This window comes from Lysinibacillus sp. Y5S-8 (assembly GCF_036894365.1).
GTDB classification, from domain to species: domain Bacteria; phylum Bacillota; class Bacilli; order Bacillales_A; family Planococcaceae; genus Lysinibacillus; species Lysinibacillus fusiformis_D.
In genome coordinates this window covers 3,578,872-3,603,452 of the sequence record NZ_CP145889.1, presented here as the reverse complement: position 1 = coordinate 3,603,452, position 24,581 = coordinate 3,578,872, and the positions used below count along the sequence as shown (strand labels likewise).

The window sequence follows — 24,581 nt, the reverse complement described above, 5'->3', positions numbered from 1 at the left end:
TTTCCAGTTAATTATTTAGAAATGGATACGTTCGTACCGTTTGGATGTACAATTTGTACGGAGTTGTCAGCAGAAACCTCAAAGCCCTGTACTTTTTTGTTTACACCTGCAACGGTTTGTGTTGCTTCTAATTCAATACGCGGAACATCTGCTAAAATCAGTTTTAATGCTTCTTGGTATAATTTAGCACGTTCTTCCTGTACTACTGTTTCAGATACCGCACGCTCTAATAATTTATCTACCTCTGGGTTGCTATAGCCTTTACCATTACCTAACGCACCGATTTGATTTGTGTGGAATAATTGATATAGGAAGAAATAAGGATCTGGATACCAAGTCCAGCCACCAATATTCATTGGAGCGTTCCCTTTTGCAACAGTATCACTGTAAGTACCCCATTCAAGCACTTTAATTTCCACATCAATGTTTAAGTTTTTCTTTAATTGACTTTGGAAAATCGTTGCGTAAGGCACACGTGCTTCGGATACATAAATCTCTGTTTTGAAGCCATCAGGATAACCAGCCTCTGCTAGCAATTTTTTTGCTTCTTCTGGATTATATTTTGGTACTAAATCAACTAATGATTTATCATATCCCCATGAACCTGGTGGCAATGGTAAATAAGAAACATCACCGCCACCCCATTGGTTAACACCAGAAATGATTTCCTCAACATTTGTTGCCATATAAAGTGCCTCGCGAACACGTTTGTCAGCAGTCGGACCAACTTTGTTGTTAAGGTCAAGATAAACAATAGATAGACCTGGATTCGTTAAAAGCTCAAGGTTGCTATCTTGGTTAATAATTTCTCTGTTTTGGCCTTTGACATCCATAGCAATATCTATGTCACCAGAACGTAATGCATTTGTCATCATATTTTGGTCGGAGATAAACTTCATGGATAAATTATCAACATGAGGTTGTTCACCCCAATAATTGTCATGACGAACTAGTTTTACTTCTTGGTCTTTTTTCCATTCTGTTAACTGGAATGGGCCTGTACCAATGAAGTGTTCTGAGAAGTTATCGCCCCAGCCTTCAACCTCTTCTTTTGGAATAATGATATTTCCTGCATCCGTTAGCATAGCAAGAAGGGCAGCATTCGGTGTAGTTAAGTGAATTTCTATTTCATAATCTGACAACACTTTAACTTCTGTCACACCACTTAAACGATTCATAGCGGATTCTTTGGCGGAACGCTCTAAAGAATATTTCACATCTTCCGCTGTCATTTCACGGCCATCCTGGTATTGCCCCTTTTGGAATTTCACACCCTCACGTAATTTGAACGTATAGACTAACATATCATCTGACACTTTCCATTCTGTTGCTAAAGAGGGGATGATATCTGATAGATCTTTGTTATAAACAACTAAAGTATCACCCATTTGACGCATAACTTGCGATTCATAAACCCCTGTATATTTGATAGGGTCAAATGTTTTGGCATTGGCTGAAAGACCAATATTTAATTTGCCACCTGAAGTGACTTCTCCATCTTTTTCATTTGAAGAATTACTTTTTTCTGTGTTTCCACCACAAGCTGCTAAAACACCAATTAATAAAGTTAAAAAGAGTAGTAGTAAAGATTTTTTTACGTTTATCTTCTTCATCTGCATAAGCCTCCTTTATTTTGTTTCACAATATGAACCGTTGATTCAAAAATGATAGGTTCGAATTAAAATTAGCACATTTGTAAACAGAAAGTAAATAAAAAATTAAAAAGATTCAGAAAAAATATATTTACAAATAATTATCGCATGGTGTAGTATGTGGTTATTCACAATATGAACCACTGATTCTAATAATGAAAAGGAGGTCTTAATAAGATGGGCTCATTTATTTTAAAAAGGTTAGTCAACCTTATCCCGACACTGCTAGTAGTAGGAATCATCGTCTTCATTATTACGCGAATGATTCCAGGTGACCCAGCTTCAGTAATGCTTGGGCCACAGGCCAGTGTGGAAGATGTAGAGAATTTAAGAGAAGAGCTAGGATTAAATAAATCAATGCCTTCGCAATTTATTTCATATGTAGGAGACTTAGCACAGTTAAATTTAGGATATTCCTATTCTTATAGTGAGTCTGTCATCGGGCTTATTATAGAAAGATTCCCTAACACAGTGATACTAGCATTGGCAGCCTTGTTTATAGCGGTTGTGGTCGGTATCCCAGCAGGAATATTAGCTGCTAGAAAGCAAAATACAATCATTGATTATATTGTCATGCTTGTATCATTAGTTGGTGTATCTATGCCTATTTTTTGGTTGGGGATCATGCTTGTTTTATTCTTTAGTGTCAATCTTGGTTGGTTCCCAGCTACTGGAATGGGCAACATCAGTGATGGTCTATGGACCTATTTGAAACATTTAATTTTGCCAGCATTTGCATTAGCAACGATTCCAATGGCGACATTTGCACGGATTACCCGTTCAAGTATGTTAGAGGTTATTTCACAAGATTATATTAAAACAGCTCGTTCTAAAGGGATTAAAGAATATTTAGTGATTGGTAAACATGCATTTAAAAATGCCCTAACACCTATTTTAACGGTATTAGGGATGCAGATATCCAATTTACTGGGGGGAGCGGTTTTAACAGAAACGATTTTTAGTTGGCCTGGAATGGGGCGACTAATTGTAGATGCCATTGATAAACGTGATTTTGTTGTTGTACAAGGTACTGTTATTTTCATTGCGTTTATCTTTGTACTTGTTAACTTAGTAGTCGATGTACTGTATAAAGTGGTCAATCCTAAGGTCAATTTAGAATCGGATGGAGGGAAAAAATAACAATGACTCAAGCAATCGTCCATGAAACGAGAAAAAGAAATATGTTATTGCGCAAGTTGCTAAAAAATAAATTAGCGACAATTGGGTTAATCATTGTCACCTTAATGGGTATTGTTGCTATTTTTGCCCCATTGATTGCTACCCATCCACCGAATGAAATGATTGTCGGTAAATCATTTTTACCGATGAATACAGAAGGACATTTATTAGGAACAGATAACTATGGTCGTGATCTGTTTAGTCGCTTAGTTTATGGTACAAGAATATCGATGATTGTTGGGATTGCGGCAGTGCTATTTGGTGCTGTATTTGGAACGCTCCTAGGCTTAGTAGCTGGGTATTTTGGTGGACGCATTGATTCGATCATTATGCGTACGATGGATGGTCTTTTCGCATTCCCGTTTATTTTATTAGCTATCACATTAATGACGGTATTAGGGCAAGGACTTGTCAACGTTATTGTTGCGATTGGTATTGCTAATATTCCAGGTTTCGCACGACTTGTTCGAGGACAGGTTTTAAGTGTAAAAGAGGAAGAATTCGTTGAAGTAACACATTCCTTAGGTGCTACACATACGAGGATCATTTTTAGCCATATATTACCGAACTGTTTAGCTCCTTTAATTGTTTATGGAACGATGAGTACAGCGGGCGCTATTATTTCAGAAGCTGCCCTTAGCTTTTTAGGACTAGGCGTTCAACCACCGACAGCCTCATGGGGTAGTATTTTAAAAGATGGTAAAGACTTTTTAGTATTAAATCCCCAAATGGCGACATTATCAGGCATCTGTATTTTATTAACAGTTCTTGGTATTAACCTATTAGGGGATGGATTGCGCGATGCATTAGATCCGAAAATGAAAGTTTAATGGAAGGGGGTGGAGTCATGACTGAACGTTTACTAGATGTAGAAAACTTAACAGTAGAATTTAAAAGTGGCGGCTCTACAATGAAAGCTGTTAATGGAGTAAATTTACAATTAAATAAGAAGGAAACACTAGGTATTGTTGGAGAATCAGGGTCGGGAAAAAGTGTTACAGCCACTGCTCTCATGCGTTTAATTCCATCTCCGCCAGGAAAAATAACGAATGGAAAAATTTTATTTAATGGCCGCGATTTAATAGGAATTTCTGAAAAGGAAATGCGCAACGTGCGAGGTAATGATATTTCAATGATTTTCCAAGATCCTATTACAAGTTTGAATCCTGTATTAACAGTGGGCAATCAAATTATTGAAGTCATTCAAGCGCATGAAACAATCTCGAAGAAAGATGCCGCTATCAAAGCCGTTGATATGTTAAAAATGGTTGGTATTCCCGAGCCAGAGAAACGATTAAAAATGTATCCTCACGAATTTTCAGGAGGAATGCGTCAGCGTGTCATGATTGCTATTGCTCTTGCTTGTAACCCGAAACTACTCATTGCCGATGAGCCAACAACTGCACTGGATGTAACTGTACAAGCTCAAATTCTTGATTTAATGAAAAAATTACAACAAGACCATGATACAGCCATCATTATGATTACACACGATTTAGGTGTGGTTTGGGAGTTATGTGACAAAGTAAATGTTATGTATGCAGGTCGAACAGTTGAGTCGACTACAACAAGACAGCTCTATGAAAAACCTTTACATCCTTATACGTGGGGATTATTAGAGTCTCAAATTACAATGGGCACACAAGAGCAACAAAGATTGCCAGCCATTCCAGGTAGTCCACCGGATTTAACAATGCCCCATAGCGGCTGTCACTTTTCATCACGTTGCCCTTTAGCAACAGATATTTGTCGTCATACAGTACCCGACTTAGTGGAAGTGCAGGACAATCATTTTGTAGCCTGCCATTTACAAGCGAAAGATCAAATTGTTGCAAGGAAGGAGGGAATTTTTAATGCAACAGCACAATGAACTTGTTTTAAAGGTAAGTAATTTAAAAAAGCATTTTCCCATTAAAAGTTCAATCCCTTTTAAAAAATCAACACAATTTGTGAAAGCGGTAGATGGCGTCAGTTTTGAATTATATAAGGGAGAAACACTTGGGATTGTAGGTGAATCAGGTTGTGGGAAATCGACGGTTGCTCGTTTAATCAACCAGCTAATTTCTCCAACAGAGGGAATCGTTGAGTTTAAGGGTACGGATTTAGCAAGCTTAAATACAAAGGATATTCGCTCTGCTCGAAAGTCGATACAAATGGTTTTCCAAAATCCATATGCATCACTCGATCCTCGAAAAACGATTGAATATCTCATTGCCGAGCCATTAGTCATCCATAGTATTGGTGATGAAGCATCACGTAAAAAGCGTGTTATTGAATTACTTGAAACAGTAGGATTAAGTGCTTATCATGCAAAGCGCCATCCACATGAATTTTCTGGGGGACAAAGACAACGTATCAATATTGCTCGTGCCCTTGCGCTTAATCCAGATATTGTTGTATGCGATGAACCTGTTTCAGCATTAGATGTTTCTGTACAAGCACAGGTAATCAATCTATTAAAAGACTTACAGAGAGACTTCGGTTTAACATATATTTTTATTTCACATGATTTAAATGTTGTGAATTATATGTGTGATCGGATTGCCGTCATGTACCTAGGTAAAATTGTGGAAATTGGGACATATAAGGAAATTTATGAGAACCCTCAACATCCCTACACACAAGCCTTATTATCGGCTATTCCTAAGGAAAATCCCTTTGATAAAAAGGACCGTATTATTTTATCTGGAGACGTTCCAAGTCCAGTAAATCCACCGAGTGGCTGTGCATTCCATAAGCGTTGTCGTTTTGCTACAGACAAATGTGCAGACGTCCAACCGACACTCGATACAGTGACAGCTACACATCAAGTTTCTTGTCATTTATTTTCGTCGATACAGCAAGAAGTGTCGACGACTTAGAGCAGAAAGTAATTGAATCAATTATGGAAGTAAAAAAGGAGCGGACTGATTATGTCATTGAAGCATGTTATTGAATTATACGAGGTAATGGATAATTTCCATGTTAACGGAGAAACGATTAAAGCCTATTTACACAGCATTGATCCAACAGCAGATGTGAAGATCAAAACGATTAAAGGTGAAAGTGGCTCAACGGATTTTGTGCGTGTACTAGTGAAAGGAAAGCAAGGGAAATCCTCTGGTGGTCAGGCACCGACGTTAGGAATTATTGGTCGTCTCGGTGGTATTGGAGCACGTCCTGAAATGACAGGCTTTGTATCAGATGGTGATGGAGCACTAGCATGTATGGCAGGTGCAGCCAAAGCCATTGATATGGCTTTAAAGGGTGATCAGTTAGAAGGAGATGTTATTTTCTCAACACATATTTGTCCGACAGCACCCACTTTGCCACATGAGCCAGTGCCATTTATGAACTCTCCAGTGGATATTAGTGTAATGAACGAAAATGAAGTGGAAGAAACAATGGATGCCATTCTATCAATTGATACAACGAAAGGCAATCAAGTATGTAACCATAAAGGGTTTGCCATTACGCCAACAGTCAAAGAAGGTTACATATTAAAAATCAGTGATGATTTATTGCATGTTTACACACAAGCAGCAGGAATTTCTCCAGTTGTACTACCGATTACCATGCAAGACATTACACCATATGGCAATGGTTTATTCCATATTAATAGTATTTTACAACCAGCTGTGGCAACAACAAGCCCTGTTGTAGGTGTAGCTATCACAACAGAATCTGTCGTGGCAGGCTGTGCAACAGGCGCCACACATGTAACAGATGTAGAAAATGTAGTTCGATTTGTTTTAGAAGTAGCAAAAACGTATGGAGCTCATAAATGTTCCTTCTTTGACGAAAAGCAGTTTACACATATGAAAAATCTATATGGAAGCATGCATCATCTACAAACGAAAGGAAAAGAGGTATATACACATGAATGATTTACAAGCACTCAAAGCGCAGTTATTAGAGGCAGTTGAAAAGCATCAAGATGAACTGATTGCATTTTGTTCGAAACTCATTCAAATTCCTAGTGTCAATCCTCCAGGAGATACGACTGAAATAACAGTTTTTATCGAAAACTATTTACAGGATGTTGGCATTACTTATCAAAAATACGAAGCTGCAGATAAAATGTTTAATTTAGTAGCTTCTATTGGGAGTGGTGAGGGAAAGGAACTCATTTATTGTGGTCATACAGATGTTGTTCCTGTTGGTGATTTATCAAAGTGGGAATTCAATCCATTTTCAGGGGAGGTGAAGGATGGCTGGATGCTAGGCCGTGGTGCAAGTGATATGAAAGCTGGTTTAGCTGGTATTATTTTTGCAACAAAGCTACTAAAGAAATTGAATATTGAATTACCAGGGAAACTAACATTGGCGATTGTGCCAGATGAAGAAACAGGCGGCGAATTTGGTGTTCCGTGGTTGTTAGAGCGAGGTTTTGTGCAAGGAGATGGTTGCTTAATCGCTGAGCCTTCTTCACCGCTAAATCCAACCATTGGGCAAAAGGGTTCTTATTGGTTTGAATTAGAGGTTCGTGGGGAACCTGGACATGGAAGCCTATCACCTTTAGCTGGGAGAAATGCTATTGTCGATGCCATTCGAGCTATTCAAGAGATTCGTACACTATGGGATTTGGAAATTACGATCCCAGAAGAGGTACTGCCACTTATCGAGGTATCTAAAAAATACATGCGTGAGGTGGAAAAAGATCGCTTGAAATATCAAGAAGTTTTAGAGAAAATTACTGTAAATATTGGTACAATTGAGGGAGGTACGAAGTCCAACGTAATCCCAGATTATTGCAAGGTTCAGGTCGATTGTCGCTTACCATTCGGTATTACACAAGAAGAAGTAACAGAAATTTTGAAACATAAACTAGATGGTTTGGCTATCGATTATTCAATCAAACGTTTTGGCTTCAAAAGTGTAGCAAATTATACGCCTGCGGAAAACCCTGTATGTCAATCCATTGTGGAAAATATTTCATTTGTAACAGGGCAAGAGGCATATGGCGTTATGCAATGGGCAAGTAGTGATGCTCGACATTTCAGACAATATTATATTCCTGTATTGCAGTACGGCCCAGCCTATTTACCAAGTATTCATGGTTACAATGAAAAAGTGCGTGTTGAGGATATCGTACGCTGTGCAAAAGTATATATTACTGCTGCTGTTGATTTCCTATATCAAAAGTAAGAGATTAGCTACTCTCTTACTTTTGATAAAGTGATATCAGGTGCTGACGGCTGCTAAATCTGTCGCTTATTTCCCCCTTTAAGAGAAAGATTTGCAGCCGTTTGTACAGATAAATAGATCAAAAGGATGAGAGATATGCTAAAGACGTTAAATTTATCAATCGCGGTTTTAAAAATGTTTACAAAAGAAAAGCCCATATGGGGTGGAAGAGAGTTAGCAATGGCGATGAATATGAATCATACAAATTTATATCGCATTCTTGAAACCTTTGAAAATAACGGGTTTATTACAAAAGATCCTGTAACAAAAAAATACTCACTTGGTATTGCTTTATGGGAGATTGGTATGAATATGTATGATTCATTAAACATAGATCAGCTATGTATGCCGGTTCTTGAGAAATTAAAGGATGTCACAGGCGAAACAGCTATTTTTACTGTTCTGAATGGACTGGAAGCGTTAACATTACTAAAAGCCGAACCTGTTAATAAGGTGAAATTCACGGTTTCAAGAGGAAGTAGATCACCACTTTATGTAGGGGCATCCTATCGTTCGATGCTTGCTTTTCTAAATGAAGAGCAAATTGCCAAGGTGATTGACGAGCCTTTAACAGCCTATACGAATAATACGATGACGGATGCTAATGAAATACGAGCAGAGCTGGAAAAAATTCGTGCGTGTGGTTATGCACTCAGTAACAGTGAATATTCTGTTGATGTACTGGCACTTGCCATGCCCATATTCAATAGTGAAGATCAGGTCGTAGCCTCCATTACTGTTTCTGGGCCAATCTATCGTTTTACGGAACAACGTGTTCCAGAAGTTTTAGAACCATTAACAGAGGCGAGAAATGAAATAGAAGGAATTATTCGTAGATATCATTTGAATTTTAATTAAGGAGTTTTATTATGCAACATTTACATGATATTGCACTTACTATACTAAAAGGTAATCTAAATGTTCATTCATCTGAAACACTGTTAATCTTAACAGATATTCATAAGCAAGATATTGCGCAAATCTTTTATAAAGCTGGGCTATCTATTACAGCGAAGACAATGTTGATGGTCATGCCGCTATTAGATAAATCTGGACAGGAGCCAATCCAAGCTGTTTCGACGCTGATGACGAATGTCGATGTCACGCTTTGTATTACCTCGCACTCCTTAACACATACAGCTGCTCGTAAAAACGCCTGTGAACAGGGTGGCCGAGTGGCGACAATGCCAGGTGTTACAATGGATATGCTAGAGCAAGGTGCGCTACATGCAGATGCACAGGAAATAGAAAATATGGTAGAAAAATATGTTCATTTACTTGATGCAGCAAAAAATATTCGCATTGACAAAGGCGGACATACATTAACGTTTAGTGTAGAAAATCGTTTGGGAATTCGTTCTACAGGTGTTATACGCCAAGCTGGAGAGCATGGGAATATCCCTTCTGGAGAATCTTATATTGCACCACTAGAAACATCTGCGAATGGAGAGATTTTAGTGGATGGTTCGATTGCTAATATAGGTGTTTTAAAGGAGCCATTATTATTAAAAATCACGAATGGTCGTTTAGAGGAGGCAATCGGTCCTGATGGTCCTCAATTACTTGCTTTACTTGGTGAAGGAAATGGTAGAATCATTGCAGAGTTTGGCATCGGAGCGAATAAAAGTGCCATCCTATGTGGTAATGTACTAGAGGATGAGAAGGTGTATGGGACAATCCATATTGCATTTGGTAGTAATAAGCCATTCGGTGGAGCAAATATGGCTGATGTCCATATTGATTGCGTTGTGAAAAACCCCACTGTCTATTTCGATGGTCAGCAAGTCATCTAAGGAAAAGCGTGTCTTCATATGAAGCACGCTTTTTTGCTTTACCTCACTATAGCTTACAGTTGCTTGTCTTTGTAGGATTACACTATAGTTAACATAGATAAGCTAGAGTAAAGGAAGCATTTTGCATCTAGCATTTCGTTAACTAGGAATCAACATTAGATCCTGTCCATAAAATAGGAGCAAAGAATAGGTATCGCTTCTATTAGTCATCAAGAAAGAACGTGAGGTTGAAAATATGCTAACATTTACAGATTTACATGGTCTACAAGTAGATTTGAGTTTTTCAAGAGGGGAATTTGAAGTCGAGCCAAAGCACGTCCTTGTTTTTTTAAAGCATGAAAATAAATGGCTATGTACCATTCATAAACGACGTGGTGTAGAGGTGCCAGGGGGCAAATTAGAGCAAGGTGAAACTTTAGAGGAGGCGGCTATTCGGGAAGTTTTCGAAGAGACGGGTGTCCGTGTGAAAAATCTCCAATGGTTCGCAGAATATGCCGTTCATGATACCATTGTGTTTTGTAAATCTGTTTTTACTGCACAATTTTTAACGCAGGAGGACATTGAATTTGATTTAGAAACATCGGGTATGCTTTGGCTAACGGATGAAGAATTTGCTCATCATCCTAATTTAAGCTTTCATATGAAGGATGAGGGTATGAAGAAAATGCTGGAGGAGTTGAAAGACCGTGACATACAATGGTGAAATTGTGGAAAAACGTGCCTATCCCTCACCGAATCCAGCCATACGACTAACAGAAATAACCTATCTATCACAGGGCTTACGTATAAAAGGATTATTAGCAGAGCCAAAGGCAGAAGGTACATATGATGGCTTTTTATATTTAAGAGGGGGCATGCAAAGCATTGGGATGGTAAGACCTTCACGTATTGCCCAATTTGCTGCACAGGGCTTTATCGTTTTTGCCCCATACTATCGTGGAAATCGTGGTGGAGAAGGCCGTGATGAGTTTGCAGGAGCAGACCGTTATGATGCTGTTTATGCCGTAGATGTTCTCAAGCAATATTGTAATGACAATATACATGTTTTTGGTTTTTCTCGTGGGGGAATTATGGCTCTTTGGACAGCCATTTTAAGAAAGGATATTACCTCGGTCGTCACATGGGCAGGTGTTTCGGACGCAACAGCCACTTATTGGGAACGTACGGATATGCGCAGAATGATGAAGCGTGTAATTGGAGGAACACCGAATCGTGTACCAGAAGCTTATGATGCGCGAACCCCACTTTTCGAGATAGAGCAGATTACTGCGCCTGTATTAATCATACATGGCTATCGTGATGAAAATGTAGATATCGAACATGCCAGACAACTAGCCTTTTTTTTAGAAGATGCGAATAAATCATATGAAACCTGGTATGATCCAGACCATGCACATCAATACCCACCAGCAAAAAATCGTGAAACCGTCCGTGCCCTTTGTGAATGGATGAAACAGCAATAAATAAATGATGAAAAAAAATACCCCCTCCTTAGAATAGCTATCCGCTTCAGGCAAGATAGCCATGCTAAGGAGTAGGGGGCAATAAAGGGGTGATGATTATTTCATGTTACTTTCTAAAAATTGTTGTATCGTAGCCCAGTAAAGCTCGCTTGCAACACTTTCTGCGCCACCATGTCCAGCTCCTTCAACAATCAACTTTTGCTTTGGTACATCTGCCGCTTCATATACTTCATTCAACATGGTAGATGGGACGAACGTATCGTTGTCTCCATGAATAAACAACATGGGTGTCTTCGATTTTGCCACTTGTTCAACTGCACTCGCTTCACCTAATGTATAGCCTGCTTTTAGTTTCGTCACTACAGAAGAGAAATGCATGATTGGAAATGCAGGTAAGTGAAAGATTGCTTTCAACTGATAGGAAAATTCATCCCATACTGAAGAATAGCCACAATCCTCAATGATTGCTCTAACGTTTGTTGGTAAATCCTCTCCTGAAGCCATCATGACAGTGGCTCCACCCATCGAAACACCATAAAGAACAATTTCAGCGCTCTTATTTAAGCTGACAATGTGATTGACCCATGAAACAACATCAAAACGATCATGCCAGCCCATGCCAATATAATCTCCTTCACTTTTACCATGGCCTCTCGCATCTGGAATAAGTACATGATAGCCCATATCATAAAAATGTTTAGCATACTTTGTCATTTGTGCGCCTTCGCTTGAATAGCCGTGAAAGATGATAGCCCATTTGTCAGTGGGATGATCATTTTGGATGGAGTAAGCATGGAGCTTTAGCGAATCATAGGATTGAAGCGAAGCATCTTCATATTGCTTATTAAACCATTGCTCAGTTGTTTCTTTCTCTTTAGCTTCCTGAGGATTGACAGCTATTACATTATGAGGTGCATCTAGCACTGCTGTTTTATCAGTGTCAGGATTTAATGCCAGATTATAAAAGTAATTTCCCGCAAAAAAACCAGCGCCAACAAATAAAGCCAACAACATTATAAGAATAGAAAATAGTATTTTATATTTTTTTGTCATATGTATCTCCCTAATACTAGCTACCTTCAAGGTAAAGAAAAAGAGAACGAATGAATTCGTTCCCTTTGATTCTTGTGTCTAGTCGTTATTTTAATGGGCCACCAAGTGTAGTAATGGCATCAGAAACGTTTGAGAATTTCTTGAAGTTTTCGTTGAATAAGCCTGCAAGTTCAGCAGCTTTTGCATCATATGCAGCTTTATCTGCCCATGCTTCACGAGGATTTAACACTTCTGACGGTACACCTTCAACTGCTGTTGGAATGTGTAAACCGAAGACAGCATCTTGTGTCGTTTCAACATTTGTTAATTTTCCGTCGATTGCTGCACGTACCATTGTGCGTGTGTAAGACAGCTTCATACGGCTACCTGTACCATATTCGCCACCAGTCCAACCAGTGTTCACTAGGAATACTTGTGCACCATGCTCGTCAATTTTTTGACCTAACATTTCTGCGTACACTGTTGCTGGAAGTGGAAGGAATGGAGAACCGAAGCAAGTAGAGAATACTGGTTCTGGCTCTGTTACACCACGTTCAGTTCCAGCAAGCTTAGAAGTGAAACCGCTTAGGAAGTGGTACATTGCTTGCTCTTTTGTTAATTTACTGATTGGAGGTAATACGCCAAACGCATCAGCTGTTAGGAAGATGATTGTTTTTGGATGACCTGCAACAGAAGGATCAACAATATTTTCGATGTATTGGATTGGATAAGCTACACGTGTATTTTCTGTTAATGAACCATCATCATAGTCACAAATACGAGTTTCTGGATCAACAGCTACGTTTTCTAAAACAGAACCGAAGCGGATTGCATTGTAGATTTCTGGTTCTTTCTCAGCAGAAAGGTTGATTGTTTTTGCATAGCAGCCACCCTCAATGTTGAATACACCATTATCAGACCAGCCGTGTTCATCGTCACCGATTAGCTTACGATCTGGATCAGCGGATAATGTCGTTTTACCAGTACCAGATAGACCGAAGAATAATGCCACATCGCCAGCTTCACCAACGTTTGCTGAACAGTGCATTGAAAGGATACCTTGCTGTGGTAATAAGTAGTTCATGATACCAAAAATAGATTTTTTCATTTCACCAGCATATTCAGTACCACCGATTAAGATCATTTTCTTTTCAAGTGATACAATGATGAAAGTTTCAGAAGCAGTACCATCAACTGCAGGGTCTGCTTTAAAGTTAGGAGCAGAGATGACAGTGAAGTCTGCAACATGAGAAGCTAATTCTTCTTCAGTTGGACGGATAAATAATTGATGAGCAAAAAGGTTGTGCCAAGCGTATTCATTAATTACTTGGATGCTTAGTTGTGAATCTTTGTCAGCACCTGCGAAGCCTTTAAATACGAATAACTCGTCACGTTCTTTTAAATATTTTATTACTTTTACATATAAGTTATCGAACACTTCAGAAGAAATCGGTTGGTTGACTTTACCCCAGTCAATTTGATCTTTTGTGCTTTCTTCTTCTACCGTATATTTATCTTTAGGTGAACGACCAGTGTATTTGCCAGTTTCTGCACGAACTGCGCCATCTACTGTTAACATTGCTTCACCACGAGATGTAGCTTTTTCTGCTAATTGTGGTACTGAAAGTTGAACATTAATGTTACCGCCGTTTAATAATTCCTTCAGTTCGTTTGCAATTTCTACTGAATTCATCGATTAAATACCATCCTTTTTTATAGTATTCCCTTGATTTAGAGGGATTTTTTCTTAATTTCAAAAATAGTATAACACAATTGCTTAAATAATCTATACTAATTAAGAAATTATTTTAGAGTTTTTATCACTTTTCAATAAACTGACAAAAAATAATGTTTTTCGAGTAGAATCCGATCAATCCTACTGTAATTAGGCGCAAAAATTGAGCCACACATATGTTACCACAAGTAGCTAGGTATGTTGTAGGGATTAATTTGCTTCTATTTACATCATCATCCAAGTATGAAAAGTTTTTGTGTAATCAGTTCCTTCCTTTCTATACAGTAATACATAAGAAAATATTTGACAACGTTCAACCTTTTCAGTAACATGAAATTGAACGGATACTCTTATCCCGAGCTGGTGGAGGGTCAGGCCCTGTGAAACCCGGCAACCTGCATGTTTTATTTCACAACATGCGTTGGTGCCAACCTGATGCAAGGGAACATCCCTTGAACGATAAGAGTGAAAGGTTACGAAGTCATTATTCCTTTCCTCATGTGCAGTAACGTGAGTAAAGGATTTTTTTATTGTTAAAAAAGAATGTAAAGGTAAGTATATGTAGTTCTTTCCTTATTATAATGACAGATCTTTCGAAATCCTCGTGTTAAAAGCAGCAGTAACGGCTTGAGAGTTCAATCCTTAGGAGCGGACTTGACATGGGTAATGAGTACCGTATTCATACACAACTACTTTTTGTAAGAGTAATAGGAGGAAAACCAAATGACAAACCGTCGACTGTTTACATCAGAGAGTGTAACAGAAGGACATCCAGATAAGATTTGTGACCAAATCTCGGATGCCATTTTAGATGCTATTTTAGCAGAAGATCCAAATGCACGTGTAGCGTGTGAAACAACTGTCACAACAGGATTAGTATTAGTAGCAGGAGAAATAACTACTTCTACTTACGTTGATATTAAAGGTATCGTTCGTGATACTGTAGCAGAAATTGGCTATACACGTGGTAAATATGGCTTTGATGCTGAAAACCTAGCGGTGCTTGTAGCTATTGGCGAACAATCACCTGATATTGCACAAGGTGTTGACCAAGCTTTAGAGGCTCGTGAAGGCTCTATGACAGATGCTGATATTGAAGCAATTGGTGCTGGTGACCAAGGTCTAATGTTTGGTTATGCATGTAATGAAACACCTGAACTAATGCCATTGCCAATCAGCTTAGCACATAAATTAGCACGCCGATTAACAGAAGTTCGTAAATCAGGTGAATTAGCGTATTTACGTCCTGATGGAAAAACACAAGTAACGATTGAATATGATGACAATAATGTACCTGTGCGAGTGGATACAATTGTTATTTCAACACAACATGATGAAGAAGCAACACTTGAACAAATTCAAGCTGATTTGAAAGAATTTGTTATTGCACCCGTTGTGCCAAGTGAATTATTAGATGCAAACACGAAATACTTTATTAACCCGACTGGCCGTTTTGTTATCGGTGGACCTAAAGGGGACGCTGGCTTAACAGGACGTAAAATCATTGTTGATACATACGGTGGTTATGCACGTCACGGTGGTGGCGCATTCTCTGGTAAGGATGCAACAAAGGTAGACCGTTCAGCGGCTTATGCGGCACGTTATGTAGCAAAAAACATTGTAGCAGCTGGCTTGGCAGAGCGCGCTGAGGTACAACTTGCCTATGCGATTGGTGTGGCTCAACCAGTTTCCATTGCGGTTGACACATTTGGTACAGGTAAAGCAAAAGAAAGCGAAATCGTAGAGTGGGTACGTGAGCTATTTGATTTACGCCCAGCAGGTATTATTAAAATGCTAGATTTACGTCGTCCGATTTATAAACAAACGGCAGCTTATGGTCATTTTGGTCGTACAGATTTAAATGTCCCATGGGAACAAATCGATAAAGCAGATGCTCTACGAGAAAAGGCACATCTATAAACTATTGAGCTAAAGTAATGAAGACATTAGAAAATTATTCTAATGTATTAAAAAGGAAAGGGGCAATATTGTCCCCTTTGTTTTTACAAAAAATCCCTCGCTACGATCCGTGAACATTTTAGTTACACGGAAATGCGAGGTATTTTTTTCGTTAATATTGAATTTTTGTGTATGTTGTTTACTTCTGAAGGGATTTATAATATTGTCCTTTTTCTGCATATTCGCGCACGATACGTTCCATATCCTCTTTATCTTCTGCATTTAATTCACGGACTACTTTTGCTGGACGACCTAATGCTAAACTATTCGGAGGAATGACTTTACCAGGAGGTACTAGGCTTCCTGCCCCAATAAATGCACCCTCTCCTATCTCTGCCCCGTCTAATATAATGGAGCCCATACCAATTAAAGCATTTTTGCGAATTGTACAGCTATGTAAAGTGACTTGGTGTCCAACTGTTACCTCATCTTCAATAATTAGCGGAAATTTTGGACTTTGATGTAAGCAACAAAGATCTTGGATACTGACACGTTTTCCAATAATCGTTGGGGAAACATCACCACGAATGACCGTATTAAACCAAATGGTTGTTTCAGCACCAATTGTTACGTCGCCCGTAACAGTTGCGTAATCAGCAATGAAGACAGATGGATCGATCTTTGGCATTTTATCTTTAAATGGATAAATCATGAAAATCGCCTCAATTCTTTCTATAATGTAGTATTATCGTATCAAATACGCAACTTTATGGAAATATAAAATTAAAATGAGCTATTTATTTCGATATAATCAATGTGTAATTATTTTTTAGGAGGACTATGTGAATGTGGAAATGGGAAGCTGAAGGACAAGCAAAGGCTGTGATTGCTATAGTTCATGGTGCATATGAAAATCACCGATGGTATGCATGGCTGATAGAGAAATTAAGATTGGAAGGCTTCCACATAGTCATGGGAGATTTACCTAATCATGGCGTGAATGCAAGGTTTGCTCGTGTCCATGATGAGGACTTCAAATTGTACAATAAATATACAAGAAATCTGATTGAGAATGCTTTTTCATATAATTTACCAACTTTTGTAATAGGACATGGGCTTGGAGCAACGTTAGTTCTTCACACAATGCAAAAGAAGCAATATGAATGTGCAGGGATTATTTTGACATCACCTTGGCTGCAATTAAAGCTTTTACCAGGTAAATTATCAAATGCTTTAACGAGTCTAAGTGCATTGACTGCAAATGTTAAAATGACTCACAATATTTCATATGAGAACCTTACACGCAATGTTGAAGGTAAGGACGAAATGAAAGATGAGGTACCATTCATGTCAGTCGTTTCAGTGAAATGGTATCGAGAGCTTCAGCAGATGATGAAAAATTTAGTGATGCTTCCAAAAGGTGAATTTCCGAATATGCCTATGCTCATTATGACAGCTGAGAAAGATAAAATTACGGAAATACGACAAACTCGAAATTGGCTCCATCAACAAGAGTTTACAGAGTTTCAATTTAAAGAATGGGCAAATTGCTATCACAATTTATTTCACGAAGTAGAACGAGAAGAGATTTTTATGTATATTCGTGATTTTATTAATAATGCTCTTCGAAGAATCGGTTATATCATTAAATAGGTTTTATCCCTTCCATTTACTAGAAGACTTACTTAAATATTGTTACTTAAATATAATGTTGTAATTTTCAGAAAAGTGTAATACTATAATGACTTAAAGTATGGTATTTTCAAATTGGAGGGGTAAAATGGAGGTAATCGTTGGTAAGTTGAATGGTATTTTATGGGGACCGTGGTTTATTTATGGTATTTTATTGATTGGACTTTTTTTCTCAATCATCACAAGGTTTCTGCAAGTAAGACACATTAAAGACATGTTTGTTTTAATGTTTAAAGGGGAGAAATCGGAAAAGGGGATTTCATCTTTCCAAGCAATGTCGATTGCATTATCAGGCCGTGTAGGTACTGGTAATATTGCTGGTACTGCAACTGCAATTGGAATGGGGGGACCTGGTGCTGTCTTTTGGATGTGGGCAATCGCTTTCATTGGTGCGGCTACCGCGTATGTAGAGTCAACATTAGCACAAATCTATAAAGAAGAAAAAGATACGGAATATCGTGGTGGACCAGCCTTTTACATAGAAAAGGGAATGGGTCAAAAATGGTTTGCAGTTATTTTTGCTATAGCTGCGTTGATTGCAATGTTAATTTTAATGCCAGGTGTGCAGTCTAACGCCATTGCAGGAGCTGTTGAAAACGCTTTTGGTCTGGATACATGGATTACAGGACTGATTATTGTAGTGTTGTTAGGTGCTATTATTATTGGGGGAGTTAAATCTATCGCGAATGCTGCCCAAATCATTGTACCGTTCATGGCATTAGCATACATTATTATGGCTATTATCATTATTGCTATGAATATTTCTGAGGTACCTGCAGTCTTTGCTTTAATTTTCTCAAGTGCCTTTGGTGCACAAGAGATTTTTGGTGGTATCATTGGTTCTGCGATAGCTTGGGGAGTGAAGCGTGGCATCTATTCCAATGAAGCTGGTCAAGGAACAGGGGCGCACCCTGCTGCTGCTGCGGAAGTATCACATCCTGCTAAACAAGGGATAGTACAAGCAGCGTCTGTCTACATTGATACATTATTAATTTGTTCTGCTACTGCATTTATGATTTTATTTACAGGTATGTACAATGTACATGATGAAAAGGCCGCTGAAGGAGCAGATCCATTTATCCATATTGGGAAATTCAATAGTGGCGGATTAGCAGGCGATGAGCAAATGACATTTGCGAAAAGTATTGAAGCAGGTGCTGCTTATACACAATATGCAGTTGATTCATCATTACCTGGTTTTGGAGCTCCATTCGTAGCAATCGCGTTATTCTTCTTTGCCTTTACAACAATTATGGCCTATTACTATATTGCTGAAACGAATGTCGCCTATTTATTCAGAGGTAGCACGGAGAAGATTTTCATTTGGATTGCGAAAATTGCCATTTTAGTTGCTGCATTTTATGGTACAGTCCGTACGTCTGACCTAGCTTGGGCAATGGGAGATGTGGGTCTTGGACTAATGGTTTGGATTAACGTTCTTGCTATTTTAATTATTATGAAACCAGCTATCGTAGCATTAAAAGATTACGAGAAACAGAAAAAAGAGGGGAAAGACCCTGTCTTTGATCCTCGTAAACTAGGTATTAAGGGTGCAGATTTCTGGGTTGATTATAATGAGCAACGTAAAAATAAATAGTAAATGACGAAGGCTATCTACTAGTTTCTATTAATCTAGTAGATAGCCTTTTGCATGTATTAAATAGGAAATTCTTTCATTTTCTCTAACGCAATAACGAAAGGTGGATCATTTTGTTGATTGAGAAACTCGTATTTTAAGACATGTACATGTTTTTGTGGAAGCCTACTAACATAGTCCATGACCGTATCTCGTTCTTCCTTACCACCAGGATGACCATGATAAATAACAAGAACGATTAGGCCGCCAACCTTCAAAAGCTTTAGTAAATCCTCAATAGCTTGTGTCGTTGTAGCGGGCTTTGTAATAATGTCATGATTGCTGCCAGGTAAATAGCCAAGGTTGAAAATGGCTGCAGCTACAGGCTTGTATACATACTGTGCTACGTCTTCATGCCCTTTATTAAGGACCAGTGCACGATGCTCTAAACCGTGATCTAAAAGACGAAGGAGTGTTGCATCAACTGCTTCTTTTTGAACATCAAAGGCATAAACTTGTCCATTATCCCCCACAAGCTGTGCTAGAAACAATGTATCATGACCGTTTCCAGCAGTAGCATCGACGACCGTATCTCCCTCATCTATACTGTCCTTTAAAAGCTGCTGTGCATATTGTAAAACACGTTGTAGTTTCATTTTGTAACCTCAGCCTTATAAAACTTCCCTTGCCAGCTGCCACGACGTTCAAGCTCGGCATCAATGCCATTCAATACTTCCCATTTATTGACGCTCCACATCGGTCCAATCATTAAATCAATCGGTCCATCGCCGGTAATACGATGAATGACCATTTCAGGTGGGAGAAGTTCTAATTGATCTGCCACTAGTTTTGTATAGACATCCTGATCTAAAAATTCTAACATGCCTTTTTCATATTGCTTCACCATTGGCGTACCTTTTAGTAGATGTAATAAGTGGATTTTTATGCCTTGGACATCTAGCTGTGCTACTGCTTGAGCAGTTTCCATCATCATGTCATAGTCTTCAAGAGGCAGGCCATTAATGATATGTGAGCAAACACGTATGCCGTGCTTGCGCAATTTTTCAACGCCTTCCACATAGGTTGCATAATCATGGGCACGATTAATCAGATTCGCTGTTTTTTCGTGCACGGTTTGAAGACCAAGCTCAATCCATAAATACGTACGCTCGTTTAACTCTGCTAAGTATTCCACGACATCATCTGGTAAACAATCAGGACGAGTAGCAATGGAAAGACCAACAACACCTTCTTGTGCTAAAGCAGCTTCAAATTTTTCCTTTAAAACTGGCAGTGGGGCATGTGTATTTGTATAGGCTTGGAAGTACGCCATATATTTGCCGTCCTTCCATTTCTGATGCATTTTGTCTCGGATTTCAGCAAATTGTACATCGATTGAATCTACCTTATTACCGGCAAAATCACCAGAGCCTGCAGCACTGCAAAATGTACAGCCACCGAAAGCGACTGTGCCATCACGATTTGGGCAATCAAAGCCTGCGTCTAATGCGACTTTAAATACTTTATGTCCGAATTGATCACGTAAATAGCGATTCCATGTATAATACCTTTTTCCTTCTGAAGGAAAAGGAAAATTCGTTTCTGTCATTTATTTCACTCCTCTAACGCTTTATTCTATCATGTGCTTTTCGTTCCGTCATGGGGGAAGGGCTTGATCGTTACATCAATGAAGAAAAATTGTAATGAAAACAAGAAAAAGACTTTTAAAACTTAGTTAAAGTATGATGGCATACTTGTAAAAAGGGTAAAATTATTTTTCTTGTGCTTTTAAGATTTTCAGCATAAACTAGCTATTTAGAGAGGCGAAATAATGGAGGTCATCATATGCCAAAACGTGTTTGGTTTTTACTTATTGGAATGCTTGTGAACACAACAGGTAACTCTTTTTTATGGCCTTTAAATGCCATATATATGCATGATTATTTAGGGAAAACTTTAGCGATGGCTGGTTTTGTCTTAATGCTCAATTCTGCTGCTGGAGTATTGGGCAATCTATTAGGTGGTTACTTATTTGATAGAATCGGTGGCTATAAGGCGATTATGTTTGGCATCCTGCTAACAATTGCTTCATTAATAGGCTTAACAATTTGGCATGGTTGGCCACATTATGTGTGGTTTTTAACGATACTAGGCTTTAGTGGGGGCATCGTTTTTCCAAGTATGTTCGCATTAGCAGGGGCTGCATGGCCTGAGGGCGGACGAAAAGCCTTTAATGCGATCTATTTGGCACAGAATGTCGGTGTTGCAGTTGGCCCTGCTCTTGCGGGTATAGTAGCTGATTATCAATTTGATTATGTTTTTAAAGTGAATTTAGGCATGTATATTTTATTCTTTTTTATTGCTTTATTTACATTTAAACGTTTAGAGGCAGGCAGTATTGCCCCTAAAAATGTCGTCAGTGAAAGTAAACGAATTGTTAACAAAGCACCATTCTATGCGTTGTTAATTATTAGCGCATCCTCAGTGTTATGTTGGCTTGCATATTCTCAATGGAGTGCGACTATTTCATCCTATACTCAAGATTTAGGCTTAGGGTTAAAGCAATATAGTTTACTTTGGACAATAAATGGTTTGCTTATAGTTGTAGGTCAGCCACTCATTGCACCGCTTGTGAAAAGGTGGGAAAACAATTTGAAGCGTCAGCTAGTATTTGGTGTAATTCTGATTGCCCTATCGTTTGGAATCATCGCCTTTGCGAGTGATTTTAAAATGTTTGGAGCCGCGATGCTTGTTTTAACGTTTGGTGAAATGTTCTATACCCCAGCATTACCAACCATCGCGAATCAGCTCGCACCAAAAGGTCGACAAGGGTTCTATCAGGGCATTATCAATAGTGCAGCGACAGGTGGTCGGATGATTGGGCCATTATTCGGTGGGATAATGGTGGATCAATTTGGCATGATACCTCTTGTATTAACTTTAGTGGTAGTTGTGCTGTTGGCTATTATTCCATGTTTAACTTATGATTATCCTTTAAAAAAGAATAATATCGTTGCACATTAATAGTGGGCAAGGAAGAGAGCAAAAACGAGTGATCAGCACTTGGTTTTGCTCTTTTTTTATTGAAGCTATTGAAAAATAATCGATACAGGCTTACAATCATACATATTCAAATATTTGAATATGTAGTAATGTGGAGGGTGTTTTTTATGGAAGAGGGTTTACAACAATTTAAGGCGGATTTTTTTAAAGCATTAGCACATCCGTTACGCATTAGAATACTGGAACTCCTTGTAGAAGGTCAGAAAAGTGTCAATGAGATTCAAGATTGCTTAGAGAAAGAGGGTTCTGCTGTTTCTCAGCAATTAAGTGTATTACGCGCCAAAAATATCGTTTATGGTGTGAAGGAAGGTAAAAAAGTCTACTATTCTTTAAGTGATCCAATGATTGGTGAATTACTTGGGGTGGCAAAGGATATTTTCAATAACCATTTAGTTAATACCATTTCGAGATTAGAGGAAATGACGAGCAATGAAGGTGACGAAGGCAATAAGTAAATCAAAGAAGTTGAAAAATTATGCTTTGCTTATTATTTCGAAGGGAAGATTTATCTATGAAGTCACTGTTTACAGGACGCTTTGAAGGGTATTCTGTTCATCACGTCAAGAAGGATCTATTATCCGGAATTATAGTTGGGATCGTCGCTATTCCACTTGCCATGTCTTTTGCCATTGCATCGGGGGTGAAACCCGAATATGGGATTTATACCGCCTGTATTGCGGGTATTCTTATTTCTCTTTTTGGTGGATCGAAATATCAAATTGGTGGGCCAACAGGGGCGTTTGTACCGATTTTATTAGGAATTGTCATTACCTATGGCTATGAGGATTTATTACTTGCAGGATTAATGGCTGGGATTATGCTTTGCTTAATGGGCATTTTTAAGCTAGGATCTTTAATTAAATTTATACCTCGCCCTGTTACAGTTGGCTTTACAGCAGGTATAGCAGTTATTATTTTTACAGGTCAAATTGCCAACTTTTTAGGGCTAACAAATGTTAAAAGACATGAGTATTTTATTGCCAATATACAAGAAATTATGAAGCAGCTTGGAACGACCAATATGTATAGTATTTTGACGGCTGTTATCTGTTTTGTGACAATACTGATGACGCCGAAGTTTTTTCCAAAGGTTCCTGGAGCATTAGCAGGTATTGTTGTTTCTACACTTGTGGCCACTTTCCTTTTTGCAGGACATGTTGCTACAATCGCGACAGCTTATGGGCAAATTCCGAATTCATTGCCTCATTTTGCTATACCTGATATCACCTTTGAACGCTTACAACTGCTTATTGGACCAGCGTTTGTCATCGCCATGCTAGGGGGTATAGAGTCACTACTATCGGCAGTCGTTGCGGATGGGATGACGAATAGTAAGCATAACAGTAATCGAGAGCTGATTGGTCAAGGAATTGCTAATATCGTGACGCCTTTGTTCGGGGGGATTCCAGCTACAGGTGCTATTGCACGGACTGCAACTAATATTAAAACAGGTGCAGTATCGCCTATGTCAGGTATCATACACGGAGTATTTGTTTTAGTTACATTATTGCTATTAGCACCATATGCGTCTCATATTCCATTAGCAAGTATGGCTCCTGTATTGATGGTCGTAGCCTGGAATATGAGCGAACGACACCATTTCTCACATATTGTGAAATTAAAATCGGGTGACTCGCTAGTGTTATTGATTACCTTTTTATTAACGGTGTTTACAAGTCTCACATTAGCAGTGGAAGTAGGGCTTGTATTAGCTGTGCTATTATTTGCGAAACGCATGAGTGAAAAGCTTGTTGTGACAAAGGTACTCCCAGACCATTCAAACAAAAGTGAGAAGGTACAGCCCCATGTCGTTCACCAGCAGCATGATTGTCCACAAATTAGCATGTATACAATTGAAGGACCATTATTCTTTGGAGCTGCCCAAATGTTTGAACAAAAAATTGAAAGCACTTTGCATCAGCAACCAAGAGTTTTGATATTGCGAATGGGGAAAGTGCCCTTTATGGATTCCACTGGTGAAGCATATTTTAGCAATATCATTGAAAACTTTACAGCACAGGGGGGTAAAATCCTGGTAACAGGTGTGCAAGGTGATTTAAAAGTAGCTCTTCAGCACAATGGTATTTACGATAAAATTGGTGCGCATCATTTTTATCAGCATACTGGAGAAGCGATTACTAAGGCTCTCGGCTATTTGGACACAAAGAAATGCATCGGATGCCAGCATTTTGCTTTTCATGAATGTAAGAATTTATCAAACCCTAAGGAAGAAAAGGAATTAATTCTTCAGTAATGGGTTAGTCTGTAAACAAAGGCTTGTGCTTTTCAATACTTTCCATTAGAATAAATGCAATATCATGTAAAGACTGT

The 24,581-nt window shown here is 38.6% G+C and carries 22 protein-coding genes, 1 riboswitch and 1 other annotated feature (1 of these 24 running past the window's edge); of the genes, 16 read left to right on the top strand and 6 right to left on the bottom strand.

The window, feature by feature from the left end:
• Positions 1 to 11: 11 nt before the first annotated feature.
• Positions 12 to 1,613, bottom strand: coding sequence for an ABC transporter substrate-binding protein (locus tag V6670_RS17410; RefSeq protein ID WP_338651776.1), 1,602 nt, complete (start codon positions 1,611 to 1,613; stop codon positions 12 to 14).
• Positions 1,614 to 1,829: 216 nt separating this feature from the next.
• On the opposite strand from V6670_RS17410, the gene V6670_RS17405 reads away from it, so the two are divergent.
• The 10 genes from V6670_RS17405 (at position 1,830) to V6670_RS17360 (ending at position 11,253) form a co-directional block, all read left to right on the top strand.
• Positions 1,830 to 2,792, top strand: a complete 963-nt coding sequence (locus V6670_RS17405) for an ABC transporter permease (RefSeq protein WP_036118726.1) — start codon at positions 1,830 to 1,832, stop codon at positions 2,790 to 2,792.
• Positions 2,793 to 2,794: 2 nt separating this feature from the next.
• Positions 2,795 to 3,661 carry an ABC transporter permease gene (locus V6670_RS17400; RefSeq protein WP_338651775.1) on the top strand — a complete coding sequence of 289 codons (867 nt, stop codon included), beginning with the start codon at positions 2,795 to 2,797 and terminating at the stop codon, positions 3,659 to 3,661.
• A gap of 17 nt (positions 3,662 to 3,678) precedes the next feature.
• Positions 3,679 to 4,701, top strand: coding sequence for an ABC transporter ATP-binding protein (locus tag V6670_RS17395; protein ID WP_338651774.1), 1,023 nt, complete (start codon positions 3,679 to 3,681; stop codon positions 4,699 to 4,701).
• Positions 4,685 to 5,692 (top strand): dipeptide ABC transporter ATP-binding protein, encoded by a 1,008-nt coding sequence (locus V6670_RS17390; protein WP_089934505.1) that lies wholly within the window; start codon positions 4,685 to 4,687, stop codon positions 5,690 to 5,692. The genes V6670_RS17395 and V6670_RS17390 overlap by 17 nt, the downstream gene beginning before the upstream one ends.
• Before the next feature lie 51 nt (positions 5,693 to 5,743).
• Positions 5,744 to 6,697 (top strand): DUF1177 domain-containing protein, encoded by a 954-nt coding sequence (locus tag V6670_RS17385; protein ID WP_036118738.1) that lies wholly within the window; start codon positions 5,744 to 5,746, stop codon positions 6,695 to 6,697.
• Positions 6,690 to 7,958: an ArgE/DapE family deacylase gene (locus tag V6670_RS17380; RefSeq protein WP_338651773.1), complete on the top strand. Its 1,269-nt coding sequence runs from the start codon at positions 6,690 to 6,692 to the stop codon at positions 7,956 to 7,958. Before V6670_RS17385 ends, V6670_RS17380 begins: the two co-directional genes overlap by 8 nt.
• 135 nt (positions 7,959 to 8,093) lie before the next feature.
• Positions 8,094 to 8,855, top strand: coding sequence for an IclR family transcriptional regulator (locus V6670_RS17375; RefSeq protein WP_338651772.1), 762 nt, complete (start codon positions 8,094 to 8,096; stop codon positions 8,853 to 8,855).
• Positions 8,856 to 8,866: 11 nt separating this feature from the next.
• A complete protein-coding gene (locus tag V6670_RS17370) occupies positions 8,867 to 9,790 on the top strand; it encodes an aminopeptidase (RefSeq protein WP_338651771.1) in 924 nt (307 codons plus the stop codon).
• 235 nt (positions 9,791 to 10,025) lie between these two features.
• Positions 10,026 to 10,493, top strand: coding sequence for an NUDIX domain-containing protein (locus tag V6670_RS17365; protein ID WP_338651770.1), 468 nt, complete (start codon positions 10,026 to 10,028; stop codon positions 10,491 to 10,493).
• On the top strand, positions 10,477 to 11,253 hold the full coding sequence (locus tag V6670_RS17360) for a prolyl oligopeptidase family serine peptidase (protein WP_036118745.1): 777 nt from the start codon (positions 10,477 to 10,479) through the stop codon (positions 11,251 to 11,253). The genes V6670_RS17365 and V6670_RS17360 overlap by 17 nt, the downstream gene beginning before the upstream one ends.
• A gap of 96 nt (positions 11,254 to 11,349) precedes the next feature.
• Here V6670_RS17360 and V6670_RS17355 read toward each other — a convergent pair whose 3' ends face one another.
• Both V6670_RS17355 and pckA read right to left on the bottom strand, forming a co-directional pair.
• Positions 11,350 to 12,306 carry an alpha/beta hydrolase gene (locus tag V6670_RS17355; RefSeq protein ID WP_338651769.1) on the bottom strand — a complete coding sequence of 319 codons (957 nt, stop codon included), beginning with the start codon at positions 12,304 to 12,306 and terminating at the stop codon, positions 11,350 to 11,352.
• An 85-nt stretch (positions 12,307 to 12,391) separates the two neighbouring features.
• Positions 12,392 to 13,978 carry a phosphoenolpyruvate carboxykinase (ATP) gene (pckA, locus tag V6670_RS17350; protein ID WP_036118749.1) on the bottom strand — a complete coding sequence of 529 codons (1,587 nt, stop codon included), beginning with the start codon at positions 13,976 to 13,978 and terminating at the stop codon, positions 12,392 to 12,394.
• A gap of 389 nt (positions 13,979 to 14,367) precedes the next feature.
• Positions 14,368 to 14,486: riboswitch (SAM riboswitch) on the top strand.
• 257 nt (positions 14,487 to 14,743) lie between these two features.
• Here pckA and metK point away from each other — a divergent pair.
• Positions 14,744 to 15,940 carry a methionine adenosyltransferase gene (gene metK / locus V6670_RS17345; protein WP_141905346.1) on the top strand — a complete coding sequence of 399 codons (1,197 nt, stop codon included), beginning with the start codon at positions 14,744 to 14,746 and terminating at the stop codon, positions 15,938 to 15,940.
• 178 nt (positions 15,941 to 16,118) lie between these two features.
• On the opposite strand, the gene V6670_RS17340 is transcribed toward metK, so the two are convergent.
• A complete protein-coding gene (locus tag V6670_RS17340) occupies positions 16,119 to 16,631 on the bottom strand; it encodes a gamma carbonic anhydrase family protein (protein ID WP_036118752.1) in 513 nt (170 codons plus the stop codon).
• 134 nt (positions 16,632 to 16,765) lie between these two features.
• Between V6670_RS17340 and V6670_RS17335 the strand changes: the two genes are divergently transcribed.
• Together V6670_RS17335 and V6670_RS17330 are read left to right on the top strand one after the other, a co-directional pair.
• Positions 16,766 to 17,572 carry an alpha/beta hydrolase gene (locus tag V6670_RS17335; RefSeq protein WP_141905345.1) on the top strand — a complete coding sequence of 269 codons (807 nt, stop codon included), beginning with the start codon at positions 16,766 to 16,768 and terminating at the stop codon, positions 17,570 to 17,572.
• A gap of 127 nt (positions 17,573 to 17,699) precedes the next feature.
• Entirely contained in the window at positions 17,700 to 19,208 is a 1,509-nt protein-coding gene (locus V6670_RS17330; protein ID WP_338651768.1) for an alanine/glycine:cation symporter family protein, read from the top strand.
• Between the two features lie 59 nt (positions 19,209 to 19,267).
• On the opposite strand, the gene V6670_RS17325 is transcribed toward V6670_RS17330, so the two are convergent.
• Positions 19,268 to 19,843 (bottom strand): class I SAM-dependent methyltransferase, encoded by a 576-nt coding sequence (locus V6670_RS17325; RefSeq protein ID WP_141905343.1) that lies wholly within the window; start codon positions 19,841 to 19,843, stop codon positions 19,268 to 19,270.
• On the bottom strand, positions 19,840 to 20,796 hold the full coding sequence (locus tag V6670_RS17320) for a TIGR01212 family radical SAM protein (protein WP_338651767.1): 957 nt from the start codon (positions 20,794 to 20,796) through the stop codon (positions 19,840 to 19,842). The genes V6670_RS17325 and V6670_RS17320 overlap by 4 nt, the downstream gene beginning before the upstream one ends.
• Before the next feature lie 236 nt (positions 20,797 to 21,032).
• Between V6670_RS17320 and V6670_RS17315 the strand changes: the two genes are divergently transcribed.
• From V6670_RS17315 to V6670_RS17305, 3 genes are all read left to right on the top strand, one after another.
• Entirely contained in the window at positions 21,033 to 22,211 is a 1,179-nt protein-coding gene (locus tag V6670_RS17315; RefSeq protein ID WP_338651766.1) for an MFS transporter, read from the top strand.
• Between the two features lie 146 nt (positions 22,212 to 22,357).
• Complete coding sequence (locus tag V6670_RS17310; RefSeq protein ID WP_036118762.1) at positions 22,358 to 22,705, top strand: metalloregulator ArsR/SmtB family transcription factor; 348 nt, start codon at positions 22,358 to 22,360, stop codon at positions 22,703 to 22,705.
• A 56-nt stretch (positions 22,706 to 22,761) separates the two neighbouring features.
• A complete protein-coding gene (locus V6670_RS17305; protein ID WP_338651765.1) occupies positions 22,762 to 24,504 on the top strand; it encodes a SulP family inorganic anion transporter in 1,743 nt (580 codons plus the stop codon).
• A 66-nt stretch (positions 24,505 to 24,570) separates the two neighbouring features.
• Positions 24,571 to 24,581, top strand: a binding site (T-box leader); it runs 200 nt beyond the window's last position.

What these genes read in the sequence shown, in the direction of transcription:
- V6670_RS17310 (WP_036118762.1), top strand. Translation starts at nt 22,358, where the DNA reads ATGGAAGAGGGTTTACAACAATTTAAGGCGGATTTTTTTAAAGCATTA.
- V6670_RS17400 (WP_338651775.1), top strand. Translation starts at nt 2,795, where the DNA reads ATGACTCAAGCAATCGTCCATGAAACGAGAAAAAGAAATATGTTATTG.
- V6670_RS17390 (WP_089934505.1), top strand. Translation starts at nt 4,685, where the DNA reads ATGCAACAGCACAATGAACTTGTTTTAAAGGTAAGTAATTTAAAAAAG.
- pckA (WP_036118749.1), bottom strand. Translation starts at nt 13,978, where the DNA reads ATGAATTCAGTAGAAATTGCAAACGAACTGAAGGAATTATTAAACGGC.
- V6670_RS17380 (WP_338651773.1), top strand. Translation starts at nt 6,690, where the DNA reads ATGAATGATTTACAAGCACTCAAAGCGCAGTTATTAGAGGCAGTTGAA.
- V6670_RS17315 (WP_338651766.1), top strand. Translation starts at nt 21,033, where the DNA reads ATGCCAAAACGTGTTTGGTTTTTACTTATTGGAATGCTTGTGAACACA.
- V6670_RS17410 (WP_338651776.1), bottom strand. Translation starts at nt 1,613, where the DNA reads ATGAAGAAGATAAACGTAAAAAAATCTTTACTACTACTCTTTTTAACT.
- V6670_RS17340 (WP_036118752.1), bottom strand. Translation starts at nt 16,631, where the DNA reads ATGATTTATCCATTTAAAGATAAAATGCCAAAGATCGATCCATCTGTC.
- V6670_RS17330 (WP_338651768.1), top strand. Translation starts at nt 17,700, where the DNA reads ATGGAGGTAATCGTTGGTAAGTTGAATGGTATTTTATGGGGACCGTGG.
- V6670_RS17370 (WP_338651771.1), top strand. Translation starts at nt 8,867, where the DNA reads ATGCAACATTTACATGATATTGCACTTACTATACTAAAAGGTAATCTA.
- V6670_RS17355 (WP_338651769.1), bottom strand. Translation starts at nt 12,306, where the DNA reads ATGACAAAAAAATATAAAATACTATTTTCTATTCTTATAATGTTGTTG.
- V6670_RS17385 (WP_036118738.1), top strand. Translation starts at nt 5,744, where the DNA reads ATGTCATTGAAGCATGTTATTGAATTATACGAGGTAATGGATAATTTC.
- V6670_RS17305 (WP_338651765.1), top strand. Translation starts at nt 22,762, where the DNA reads ATGAAGTCACTGTTTACAGGACGCTTTGAAGGGTATTCTGTTCATCAC.
- V6670_RS17335 (WP_141905345.1), top strand. Translation starts at nt 16,766, where the DNA reads ATGTGGAAATGGGAAGCTGAAGGACAAGCAAAGGCTGTGATTGCTATA.
- V6670_RS17375 (WP_338651772.1), top strand. Translation starts at nt 8,094, where the DNA reads ATGCTAAAGACGTTAAATTTATCAATCGCGGTTTTAAAAATGTTTACA.
- V6670_RS17320 (WP_338651767.1), bottom strand. Translation starts at nt 20,796, where the DNA reads ATGACAGAAACGAATTTTCCTTTTCCTTCAGAAGGAAAAAGGTATTAT.
- metK (WP_141905346.1), top strand. Translation starts at nt 14,744, where the DNA reads ATGACAAACCGTCGACTGTTTACATCAGAGAGTGTAACAGAAGGACAT.
- V6670_RS17395 (WP_338651774.1), top strand. Translation starts at nt 3,679, where the DNA reads ATGACTGAACGTTTACTAGATGTAGAAAACTTAACAGTAGAATTTAAA.
- V6670_RS17405 (WP_036118726.1), top strand. Translation starts at nt 1,830, where the DNA reads ATGGGCTCATTTATTTTAAAAAGGTTAGTCAACCTTATCCCGACACTG.
- V6670_RS17365 (WP_338651770.1), top strand. Translation starts at nt 10,026, where the DNA reads ATGCTAACATTTACAGATTTACATGGTCTACAAGTAGATTTGAGTTTT.
- V6670_RS17325 (WP_141905343.1), bottom strand. Translation starts at nt 19,843, where the DNA reads ATGAAACTACAACGTGTTTTACAATATGCACAGCAGCTTTTAAAGGAC.